This window comes from Tenacibaculum sp. 1_MG-2023, assembly GCF_030547425.1.
In the GTDB taxonomy this organism is placed as follows: domain Bacteria; phylum Bacteroidota; class Bacteroidia; order Flavobacteriales; family Flavobacteriaceae; genus Polaribacter.
In genome coordinates, this window is record NZ_JAUORH010000040.1 from 1 (window position 1) to 9,483 (window position 9,483).

6 protein-coding genes are annotated in these 9,483 nt (G+C 32.8%); 5 read left to right on the forward strand and 1 reads right to left on the reverse strand.

What is annotated here, in order from left to right; translation table 11 throughout:
• Positions 1 to 750: 750 nt before the first annotated feature.
• The 5 genes from Q4517_RS15260 to Q4517_RS15280 all read left to right on the forward strand — a co-directional run bounded on the left by Q4517_RS15260 (position 751) and on the right by Q4517_RS15280 (position 8,087).
• Positions 751 to 1,197: a hypothetical protein gene (locus Q4517_RS15260; RefSeq protein WP_303511237.1), complete on the forward strand. Its 447-nt coding sequence runs from the start codon at positions 751 to 753 to the stop codon at positions 1,195 to 1,197.
• A 318-nt stretch (positions 1,198 to 1,515) separates the two neighbouring features.
• Positions 1,516 to 4,329: a DEAD/DEAH box helicase family protein gene (locus Q4517_RS15265; protein ID WP_303511240.1), complete on the forward strand. Its 2,814-nt coding sequence runs from the start codon at positions 1,516 to 1,518 to the stop codon at positions 4,327 to 4,329.
• A complete protein-coding gene (locus Q4517_RS15270) occupies positions 4,329 to 5,567 on the forward strand; it encodes a restriction endonuclease subunit S (RefSeq protein ID WP_303511243.1) in 1,239 nt (412 codons plus the stop codon). Before Q4517_RS15265 ends, Q4517_RS15270 begins: the two co-directional genes overlap by 1 nt.
• The gene (locus Q4517_RS15275) at positions 5,548 to 6,567 is read left to right on the forward strand and encodes a virulence RhuM family protein (RefSeq protein ID WP_303511246.1); all 1,020 of its coding nucleotides are present in this window, start codon (positions 5,548 to 5,550) and stop codon (positions 6,565 to 6,567) included. Before Q4517_RS15270 ends, Q4517_RS15275 begins: the two co-directional genes overlap by 20 nt.
• Positions 6,564 to 8,087 carry a class I SAM-dependent DNA methyltransferase gene (locus Q4517_RS15280; RefSeq protein ID WP_303511247.1) on the forward strand — a complete coding sequence of 508 codons (1,524 nt, stop codon included), beginning with the start codon at positions 6,564 to 6,566 and terminating at the stop codon, positions 8,085 to 8,087. Before Q4517_RS15275 ends, Q4517_RS15280 begins: the two co-directional genes overlap by 4 nt.
• A 407-nt stretch (positions 8,088 to 8,494) precedes the next feature.
• Here Q4517_RS15280 and Q4517_RS15285 read toward each other — a convergent pair whose 3' ends face one another.
• On the reverse strand, positions 8,495 to 9,196 hold the full coding sequence (locus Q4517_RS15285) for a DNA-binding domain-containing protein (protein WP_303511249.1): 702 nt from the start codon (positions 9,194 to 9,196) through the stop codon (positions 8,495 to 8,497).
• Between the last annotated feature and the right edge of the window lie 287 nt (positions 9,197 to 9,483).

Below are 9,483 nucleotides of genomic sequence, written 5' to 3' on the forward strand. Positions count from 1 at the left end.
AAATTCTTCATCAAATCTGACCTAAATAATAATTATTTATCGAAATTAGAGGTGTCCTAAAAAGGGGAAGCCTACACTACCATAGGAATAATACCAACTAAAAATACTGAAGTTACTTTTGGAGAGATAATAAACCTGTCTGAAAAATACATTAACTCCTCTCTAAATATAATTCAATTAAGAGAAAAAATTAAACTTCAAATACATATTCTAAACTATGATGAAGTTGAAAATAAAGAATCTTATCACAAAGTTGATTTAACAAATATATTTGAATGGAGAAAAAATCAATTACTCATCTTTTCTATTAAAGGGGTTTCTGGTGTTATAAAAACTGATTATGATGTTATATTTGACCCTGAAACTTCTCCTGATAATCCTTGGTGGAAATTAAATACGTATAAGAATGAAACCAAGACTGTTCTTAATTTAGAGAATAAGCTTGAAAAAGCTAAAAAAATAAACAAATCATGGTTTTTATATCGTTCAGATGAAAAGGACAAAGTTATAAATACTTGTGGTGCTATTATTGGTGCTTCTATTGCTGAATTAACCTCTGCCCTTATATATTCTACTGACCAAACATGGGGATTTGGGCAATATTTTGTTGAAAAGGAAGAGTTTTTAAACTTCTACCTCCGTCCAGAAAAAAATATTACTACCTCTTCAAAACCAGAAAAAGTTATAAATAATTCTAGTTTTTGGCACAAGCTAAAAAAACTATGGAGTTAGCTTAAACTTTAATTTACAATGAGTAATAAAGGTAAATTTCACATATTAAGTTCAATTATAAACTTTCTGCTAATATTCTTTGCAGTTGTTGTTTCTGGCTTAATTACTGAAGAATATTTAGTTTCTGGTATGTTTGTTACTCAAAAAAATGGAGGTGCAGATTTTTTGTTTTTAAGAAAAGTATATATGTTTTCAGCTTTTTTATTTCCTTTTTTAATTTATGTAATTAAGAATTACAAATACCATGGTATTGTTATTTTTATAATGAGTTTAATAGTAGTTTTTTCTAGACAATTAGTTTATTATTATCAACTACCTAACGAGTACTACTCTATACCAAGAAGTTTTAAAGAAACTATTTTACTTATACTTTCTACATCTGTATTTATACATTTTTCACAAATGATAATTGGTAAAAAACTACTACCAACATTATATAAAACTTATAAAGGCATATTCTCCTAACCGGAAACCATATCTTTTTATAGGCTTGTGAACCTAGACAAAAAAAGGCGTAATAAAACAACTTTATATATAATAAAAAGACTACTTATGAAGGCAGTCTTTTTTTATAGAAAACAGTTTATACATTTCTCTTACTTTACTATTTAATTACCTTTTTTCCTATATTAGTTCATATTACTCAAAAAGCACGTTGTCTCATATACCGAAAACGTCAACCCTAAAAACCAAAAAGCTATTTTTTGTCTACGCTCGACATCCCGTTAGCCGAAAAAAATGTAAATTGACAACCGAAAAAAGAATAAAAAATTAAACTTGTGAATGACTGAACATAGTAACCAAAATCCTGAACAAATAGCTCGTGATAAAATAGACGAAATGCTATGTGAAGCTGGATGGTTAGTCCAGTCGAAAAAGAAAGTTGACTTATCTGCTGGAAAAGGAATTGCGGTACGTGAATATCAAACGGATGTTGGGCCTGCCGATTATGTGCTGTTCGTAGACCGAAAACCTGTCGGAATTATAGAAGCAAAACGTGAAGACGAAGGACACAGACTTACAGTCGTTGAGGAACAATCTTCAAATTATGCAAACGCAAAACTAAAATACTTAAATAACGACCCTTTGCCTTTCGTTTATGAAAGCACAGGAACAATAACAAGATTTACAGATTATCGAGACCCAAAACCAAGAGGAAGAAATGTTTTTAGTTTTCATAAACCGGAAACAATTGCAGAGTGGTTAAAAAAAGGAAAAAGTCTTCGAGAAAGATTGTTATCAATACCTGCATTAGATGAAACAGGACTTCGTCCTGCTCAAATTGTTGCAGTTAATAATCTGGAACATTCTTTCAAAAAGAACAGACCAAAAGCCTTAATTCAAATGGCAACTGGTGCTGGAAAAACATTTACAGCAGCAACTTTTGTGTATCGTTTGTTGAAACACGCAGATGCAAAACGTATTCTGTTTTTGGTTGACACCAAAAACCTTGGCGAGCAAGCGGAACAGGAATTTATGACTTTTCAGCCAAATGACGATAACCGAAAATTTACGGAACTTTATAATGTTCAGCGTTTATCTTCAAGTTATATTGCTTCTGATAGTCAAGTTTGTATTTCAACAATACAACGCCTCTACTCTATTTTAAAAGGAGAAGAATTAGACGAAAGTGCTGAACTCGATAATCCAAATGAAAATTCTTGGCTTCAAAACAAAATGTCAAAAAACAAAGCTGTTCCTGTTGAGTACACACCAAAAGTACCCATCGAACAATTTGATTTTATAGTCATTGATGAAGCTCACCGTTCCATTTATAATTTATGGAAACAAGTACTAGATTATTTTGATGCTTTTTTAATTGGCTTAACTGCAACACCTGATAAAAGAACCTTCGGGTTTTTTAATGAAAATGTAGTGAGCCAATATACTTATGAAGAATCTGTAACTGATGGTGTAAATGTTCCTTATGATGTTTATACCATTGAAACAGAAATTTCTCAAAAAGGAGAAACCATAAAAGCAGGTTGGTTTGTAGACAGACGAGATAAACTAACGCGTAAAAAACGTTGGCAACAAGAAGATGAAGATACCGAATATAAACGCAACGATTTAGATAAAAAAGTAGTCAATCCTAGTCAAATTAGGAACATCATTCGAGAATATAAAAAAGCTTTAAAAACAACTATTTATCCAAATCGTATTGATGAAAATAGCGAATACGAAGTGCCAAAAACATTAGTATTTGCAAAAACAGATAGTCACGCAGACGATATTATAAAAATAATTCGAGAAGAATTTGACGAAGGAAACGACTTTTGTAAAAAAGTAACTTACAAAATTGAGGAAGACCCAAAATCGGTGTTGAACCGTTTTAGAAATTCCTATTATCCAAGAATTGCGGTTACAGTTGATATGATTGCAACAGGAACAGACGTAAAACCTTTAGAGGTGTTATTGTTTATGCGAGATGTAAAAAGCATCAACTATTTTGAGCAAATGAAAGGTCGTGGTACACGAACTATTAATAGTGATTCGTTGCAATTAGTAACTAAAACAGCTAAAACTAAAACGCATTTCGTAATTGTAGATGCTGTTGGTGCAACAAAATCTAAAAAAACAGATAGCCGTCCTTTAGAACGTAAACCTTCTGTGCCAATGAAAGATTTATTGGGAGCAGTAACAATGGGAGTTGCAGACGAAGATTTGTTTTTGTCTTTAGCAAATCGATTAATTCGTTTAGAGAAACAAATTACAGAAAAGGAAAAAGATAGATTATTGGAATTTTCTGGTGGTAAAAATTTAAAACAAATTACCAAAGAGTTAATTACAGCTTTTGACCAAGACGAAATTGAAACCAAAGCACAAATTGAAATTGACAAAATTCCTGTTCAAGACCAAACACCTGCTTTAATAGAAGAAGCTAAAAAAGATGCACAAGAAGCACTTATTTTAGAAGCAAGTAAAACCTTTAACGGAGAGTTAAATGGTTATTTGGATAATGTTCGTAAACAACACGAACAAATTATTGATAGCGTAAACATAGATACGGTTACAAAAAGCGAATGGGAAACCACTTCTGTAGATAAAGCAACAGAAATTGTAAAAGATTTTACCGAATATCTTGAAGCCAACAAAGATGAAATTAAAGCCTTGAGTATTTTTTATAACCAACCTTACAATCGCAGAGACATTACGTTTAAAATGATAAAAGATGTGATGGAAAAACTACAATTAGAAAAGCCACTATTAGCACCAGATTATGTTTGGGATGCTTATGTCACTTTAGAAGACGTAAAAAGCAAACAACCCAAAGACGAATTAACTGCGTTAGTTTCGTTAATTAGAAGAGCGTGTGGAATAGACAGCGAATTGAAAGCTTACGACAAAACGATTGAAAACAATTTTAAAACGTGGATTTTTAAGCAAAATGCAGGACAACACAACCGTTTTACACAAGAGCAACTAGACTGGTTACGAATGATAAAAGACCACGTTGTTAGCAGTTACCATATAGAAATAGACGATTTAGAGTACACCCCTTTTGATGCCAAAGGCGGAAAAGGTAAAATGCACCAATTATTTGGTAAGCAAATGAATGACATTATTAACGAACTCAATGAAGTACTAGCAGCATAATGAAAGACGATTGGACAGAATGTTGCTTCGAAGATTTATTAGATTACGAACAACCTACAAAGTACATTGTAAAAAGCACAAAATACAACGACAGTTACAAAATGCCAGTTTTAACAGCTGGTAAAACTTTTATAAAAGGATACACGAATGAAACAGATGGTATTTTTGATAATTTACCAACCATAATTTTTGATGATTTTACTACTGCTATGCAGTATGTAAATTTTAAATTTAAGGTAAAGTCATCTGCAATGAAAATACTTGTACCAACAAGTAAATTGGTTAATATGCCACTTGTATATTATGCAATGCAAGTAAATCAAGTAAGAAGTGATACACATAAAAGATATTGGATTTCTGTTTTTGCAAAAAAGAAATTCCTGTTACCACCTTTAGTCGAACAAAAAGAAATTGTCAAAAAAATAGAAGCATTATTTAGCAGTTTAGATAGCGGTATTGCCGACCTTAAAAAAGCACAAGAGCAATTAAAAATTTATAGACAAGCGGTTTTAAAAAAGGCGTTTGAGGGGGAATATCCTCAAAAAAAAATTATTGAGATTGCAGACGTTAAAACAGGAGCAACACCTAAAAGAGGTAATGCAAAATATTGGGAAAATGGTACAATTCCTTGGGTAACAAGTACAGTTGTAAATGATGAATTTGTAAACCAATCATCTGAATTAATAACTGAAACAGCTATTAAAGAAACTAATTGCAAGCTGATTCCCAAAGGCTCTTTATTAATGGCAATGTATGGAGAAGGAAAAACAAGAGGTAAATGTTCTGAATTAAATATTGATACAGCAACAAATCAAGCTTTAGCAGCAATTACTCTATTAGAAGAAAACAAAGAATCAAAAAAGTTTCTAAAATTGTTTTTACTTAAAAATTATGAAGAAATACGTTTACTTTCTAGTGGTGGAGTTCAACCAAATTTGAACTTAACAATTGTAAAAAATACTGTTATTCCATTTCCATCATTAAAAGAACAACACCAAATTGTCAAAGGCATAGAAAGCCGTTTATCGGTTTGTGATAAAGTAGAAAAAGATATAGCAGACAGTTTAGAAAAAGCCCAAGCCTTACGCCAAAGCATTTTGAAGAAAGCCTTTGAAGGCAAACTGTTAAGCGAAGCAGAAATTGCAGCTTGTAAGCAACATCCAGATTATGAACCTGCGAGTGTTTTGTTGGAGAAGATAAAAGCAGAAAAGAGAAATAATGGCGAAAGAACTAAATAGAACCAACAATTTTTTACTTTATACCAACGAAAATGGCGAAGTAAAAGTAGATGTACTGTTAAAAGACGAAACCATTTGGCTTACTATTAACCAAATGGCAGAACTGTTTGGGATTGACAAAAGTGGAATTTCAAGGCACATTAAAAATATTTTTGAGACAGGAGAACTGCAAGAAGAACTGGTTGTTGCAAAAATTGCAACAACCACTCAACACGGTGCTATAAAAGGGAAAACACAGACCAAAGCAGTAATGTACTTTAATTTAGATATGATAATTTCGGTAGGTTATCGTGTAAATTCAATAAGAGGAACGCATTTTAGAATTTGGGCTACCAAACAGCTTACTGAATTAATAAGAAAAGGGTTTGTTTTGGATAATGAAAAACTAAAAAACCCAGACAATCCCTTCGGCAAAGATTATTTTGATGAGTTACTGGATCAAATACGTGATATACGCTCTAGTGAAAAGCGTTTCTATCGTAAAATAACAGATATTTATGCACTTGCTGTAGATTATGAGCCTACTGCCGAAGAAACCCAAGAGTTTTTTAAAGTAGTACAAAACAAACTCATTTTTGCAGCCACAGGAAATACAGCAGCAGAGGTAATTGCACAACGCTCCAATGCAGAAAAAGACAATATGGGGTTAACTACCTGGAAAGGTGCTAAAGTTAGAAAGCAAGATGTAACCGTTTCTAAAAATTACCTCAAAAAAGAGGAACTAGATACCCTAAACAGAATTGTTACAATGTATCTAGATTATGCAGAGTTACAAGCCAAAAATCATAGACAAATGTTTATGAAAGATTGGCGAGAAAAATTAGACGCTTTCTTACAGTTTAACGGACAAGAGATATTGCAAAATGCAGGTACTATTTCAAAAAAAATAGCAGATAAATTAGCAATAGAAAAATACGAGCAGTTTCATCAAAACAGGTTGCAATCAGACAGCCAAAAATTAGATGATATTGACCAAGCAATAAAACAAATTAAGAAATGACAGACTCAACCATCATATCAAAAATATGGAACCTTGCTAACGTACTACGTGACGATGGTGTAGGTTATGGCGATTATTTAGAACAAATTACCTATTTGCTATTTTTAAAAATGGCAGATGAACTCAATAAACCACCTTATAATAAAGGTTTGGTTTTTCCAAAGCTAAAAGATGTTGAAGGCAATGAGGTTGCAGATGCCGAAATTGCCAATTGGGAAACTTTGTCTAGCAAACGTGGTGCAGAATTAGAATCCTTTTACAGCCAATTATTACGTACACTGAGTACAGAAAAAGGAACACTAGGGCAAATTTTCACTAAGAGTCAAAACAAGATTCAAGATCCTGCCAAACTATTAAAAGTCATCAATCTCATTGATAAAGAAGATTGGTCGATGATGGGAGCAGATATAAAAGGTAAAATTTATGAAGGGCTTTTAGAGAAAAACGCAGAAGATACCAAAAGTGGCGCTGGACAATATTTTACACCAAGAGCCTTAATAAAAACAATGGTGGCTTGCGTACAACCCAAACCAATGAAAACCATTGTGGATCCAGCCTGTGGAACTGGTGGTTTCTTTTTAGCTGCTTACGATTGGATTGTAGAGAACAACAAATTAGACCGAGAAGAAAAGGCCTTTTTAAAGAACAAAACCTTTTACGGAAACGAAATTGTTGCCAATACACGTAGAATGTGCTTAATGAATATGTATTTGCACAACATTGGCGAAATAGATGGAGAATCGTTTATCAATCCAAATGATGCCTTAATTGCAGATGACGGCGAACGTTACGATTACGTTCTGGCAAATCCACCTTTTGGTAAAAAAAGTAGTATGACTTTTACCAACGAACAAGGCGAAATTGTAAAAGAAGATTTAAGTTATAATCGTCAAGATTTTTGGGAAACAACTTCCAACAAGCAATTAAACTTCCTGCAACATATAAAGACACAATTAAAAATAAACGGAGAAGCAGCTGTTGTGCTTCCTGATAATATTTTATTTGAAGGTGGAGCTGGTGAGGAAGTGCGTAAGCAACTAATGAAAACCACAGAATTACACACCATTTTGAGGTTGCCAACAGGAATTTTCTATGCTCAAGGAGTAAAAGCAAATGTGTTGTTTTTCAATAACAAACCTGCTAGCAAAGACCCTTGGACAAAAGAGGTTTGGTTTTATGATTACAGAACCAATGTGCATCATACACCAAAGAAGAGTCCAATGCGTCAAGAGCATTTAAAAGAGTTTATTGAATTGTATAACGGTAAGAACATTAGCAAACGAAAAGAAACGTGGAGCGAAGAAAATGAAGAAGGAAGGTGGCGAAAATACACCTATGATGAAATCATTGCAAGAGACAAAACGAGTTTGGATATTTTTTGGCTGAAAGACAAAAGTTTGACTGATTTAGACAATCTACCAGACCCAGACATTTTAGCGAATGAAATAATTGAAAATATAGAATCTGGATTGAATAGTTTTAGAGAAATAATGGAAACGATAAACGGAGAATCGGAATAAGCCAACGCATAAAGCTATATAAACACCTTTTAGCTATTGGTAACCTCAAAAACTTAATTAGGATGACACTCTAAGCTTAATTGGGACGACACCCCAAGCCTAATTGGGACGACACCCCAAGCCTAATTGGAATGACACCCCAAGCTTAATTGGGACGACACCCCAAGCTTAATTGGGACGACACCCCAAGCTTAATTGGGACGACACCCCAAGCCTAATTGGGACGACACCCCAAGCCTAATTGGGACTACGCCCCAATTATTATATGGCACACTAATTTTGTAATTAACATTACAAAACTCTTTGTTTGTTCTATGTACTAAAAAGTTCTTTTAAAAATATCATAAAAAAAGCCCACAGATTATAATAACCTATGAGCTTTTAAGCTAAGTAATTTTACGGTTTTGCTAAGCTACTGTAACCATAAATGATGAATCTGAGATACGTGTTTCTTTTAAATATAGTCCTGCTGTATTAGTAGCTTGCGTTTTAATTCTAATTTTATAAGTACCCGTTGTTAAAGTAGGTGCTTGCCCTATTACTCTTTTAAAACTATTTTGAGCTAGGTATTGTACTTTGGTTTCAGTACCGTCTTCTGCAACAAAATACAAGCCTACCTCGTCTTTATCACCATCCACCTTTAACCTAACTCCGTTTAACTCAAACAATCCGTTAGAGGTTATGGTAGTATTGGTTGTTTGGCTTGTTATATCTTTACAGTTGTTAATTAAAGTACTGGTAATAGGTGCTGTTATTTTTTGCAGCGGAATGTCTTCTTTTACCTCGTTAATAAGTTTTCCGCTATTTAAGTTTACGTGTAGTTTATGAATATCGGGGTTAAAGCTGTCTTCCTCTGTATCAAAAACCCCAGAAATAGAATAACCTATGTTTACTATAGGTAAATTAATGTTATCGCCTTCTTCTATAGATACAATAATTTCTTCGTAATACGAGTTTAATACCGCTACAATGTCGGTTTTGCTTACTAAGTTTCGTTTGCTCAACATTTTTTCAATAAGCTCGTCTTGGTTAATAGTACGCTCTGTTAATACACGTGCTACATAGTTTTCTTCATCTGTTAATCTGTTTTCTGATAAATAATACTTCATAATATCAATTTTTAATTTAAGTTACTTTTTCAATAACGTTTACCTTTAAAACATGCCAAAACACAAAGTACTAAAATAGTGTTAGGCATTCGTTTGTAAGTAAACGTATGCTAGTTTTAAGAGGAATTTGAAATATAAAAGATTAGGTGATTGTATTGTTATAGCAATTTACATTCGTCTAAATCTTTTTATAGCATTGCTAAAATAATATTTTTGAGTTATTAAGTTACGTTCTGTTTTATTTGTTTCCAGGTCATAGGCTCATTATTAATCATTCTAATAATAGA